The sequence below is a fragment of the Azohydromonas lata NBRC 102462 genome, assembly GCF_001571085.1.
GTDB classification, from domain to species: domain Bacteria; phylum Pseudomonadota; class Gammaproteobacteria; order Burkholderiales; family Burkholderiaceae_C; genus Azohydromonas; species Azohydromonas lata.
Map to the genome: position 1 here is coordinate 1 of NZ_BCTC01000239.1, position 2295 is coordinate 2295.

The following is a 2295-nucleotide window of genomic DNA, read 5'->3' on the forward strand; positions in this document are numbered from 1 at the left end:
GGCCGCGGCTCGTAGCCGTCCTTCTCGCGCACGAACACCGTCGGCTGCCCCTGCAGCAGCAGCACAGCGGCGTCGGGGACGCTGAGCACGTCTTGCCTGGTCTGTCCGGTCTGGATGCTGGCCGTGGCGAACATCTCGGGCTTGAGCCGCCCATCCTGGTTGTCCACCTCGATGCGCGCGCCCACGGTGCGCGTGTCCTTGTCGAGCGCGCCGGCGATGAAGCTCACCTTGCCGGGAAAGCGCACGCCCGGATAAGCCGTGACGGTGACGCTGGCCGGCGCGCCCACGCGCACCCTGGCCAGCAGGTCTTCCGAGAGGTTGGCCTCGATCCACACGCGCGAGAGGTCCGCCACGGTGAACAGCGCATCGCCGGGCCCGGCGAGCTCGCCGATGGTCGCCTTCTTCTCGATGACGGTGCCGGCCAGCGGCGAGCGCAGCTCGAAGCTGGCGCTGGCCCGGCCGGCGCCTTGTGGCGACGCGCCGAGCAGCCGCAGCTTGTCCTCGGCCGCACGCAACTCGGCGCGGGACTTCTCCAGCTCGGCTTGCGCGCGCAGGTAGTCCTTCTGCGGAATGATCTCCTCGGCCACGAGCTTGCTGGCGCGGTCGAAGTCACTCTGTGCCACGCGGTGCGAAGCCTGGGCCTGCTGGTAGGCGGACTGCGCTTCGCCCAGGGCCACGCTGTCGAGCACGGCCAGAGTCTGCCCGGCGCGCACCTGGTCACCGAGCTTGGCCACGATCTGCGTGAGGCGGCCTTCCACGCGGGGCGCGACGTGGGCGAAGTGGTCTTGGTTGGCGCGGATGGTGGCGGTGACGGTGACGACGTCGGCCTGGGCCTGGGGCTGCAGCGCCTGGACCTGCAGCCCGGCGCGCTGCGCCTCCTCGGCCGACAGCTTGATCAAGGAGCTTTCTTCGGCCTGCGCCTGCGCCTTCTCGTCCTTCACGACAGGCTGCTCGTTCTTGGGGCCGCCACAGGCGGACAGCAGGGCAGCCGCGGCCAGCGCAACGAGCGCTCGGCGACCACCGGGTTGCATCAGGTTCTTCATGGTCTTCTTTCTCAAGGCTGGCTCGTCCAGCCGGCGGTGGCTTCCAGCTCGGCCCGGGTGGCGTGGTAGTCCAGCAATGCGTCGATCAGGTCGCGGCGAGCGTCCAGGGATTGCCGGGACGTGACCAGCAGCTCCAGCAGCCCGATCTGGCCTACCTCGCGCGAGCGCAGCGCCAGGCGCTCGTTGTCGGCCAGCGTGGGCAGCACCAGGCGCTGCAGCCGCTCCACGCGGAGTTGCAGGCTCTGCAGCCGAGACCACAGCGCCTGGACCTGGGCGGGAGCGTCACGCTCGGCGGCGCGGCGTTCCACCTGCGCCTGAGCGAGCTCGGTGCTGGCCTGGCCGATGCCCGCGGCGTTGTGCTTGAACAGGGGCAAGGGCACGGACAACGTGACGGTGGTCAACCGCTCGCGCGCATCCAGCGGCCCTTCGCGGCCGACGTTGACTCCGACGGTGACGTCCGGATAGCGCGCGGCACGTTCGAGCCGCAGCCTCGCCTGGGCGCTTTGCTCACGGGCCTGGAGCGCCTGCAGCCGCGGCTGCGACAGCGCGGCCTGCAGCAGCTCGTCGCGCGTGTACGCCAGGGGCGTGAGCTGCAGCTCTCCGGCAGCCTGCGGCAGCTCGGCCGCATCGAGCTGCAGTCCGGCGGCCAGATCGGCGCGCGCCTGCAGCAGCTGTTCCTGGATGCCGCCCAGCGAGTTGCGCGCACGCTCGGCCTCGACCACGGCCACATTGGCATCGAGCCGCGTGTCCTCGCCTGAGGCACGCCGACGCTCGATGGCGCGGGCCGTGTCCTCGAACAGCCGCAACGCCTGGGCTTCCACCTCGACGCGGCGCTGCAGTGCCAGCACGCGGTAGAAGCGTTGCGACACCTCGGCGCGCAGCTGACGCGACGCATCGTCGATTTCCAGCCGCACCGCCGCGAGCGCTTCCTGCGTGGCCTCGCGCCGGTGGCGTCGCTGCCCTGCAATCTCCAGCGACTGCTCGATGCCGGCAGTCCATTCTTTTTGCCGCGGCGCGCCGGGTGGCGCGCTCACGCGGCGGCGCGTGCGCTCGGTCCAGACCTGGGGATTGCTTGCCAGCAACGCCGCAGCGTCGCTGGCCTGGCCTTCAGCCGCCGCGAGCTGCGCCTGTCTCGCCCTGAGCACAGGGTTGCCGGCCTGGGCCAGCGCGAGAGCTTCCTGCAGCGTCAGGCTTCGCCCGGCCGCAGCTGTCGTGGGCATGGCTTCTTGCGCCAGGGTCCAGCCAGGTGCTA

2 protein-coding genes are annotated in these 2295 nt (G+C 71.2%); both read right to left on the reverse strand.

Annotation, left to right across the window (positions count from 1 at the left end; all coding sequences use genetic code 11):
* Nucleotides 1-1058, reverse strand: a 1058-nt coding sequence (locus ALA01S_RS30805) for an efflux RND transporter periplasmic adaptor subunit (RefSeq protein WP_238456028.1), incomplete at its 3' end; no start/stop codon positions are given.
* Nucleotides 1055-2295 (reverse strand): TolC family protein (locus ALA01S_RS30810; protein WP_157119427.1); only part of this gene is annotated, 1241 nt, incomplete at its 5' end. The genes ALA01S_RS30810 and ALA01S_RS30805, both read right to left, overlap by 4 nt.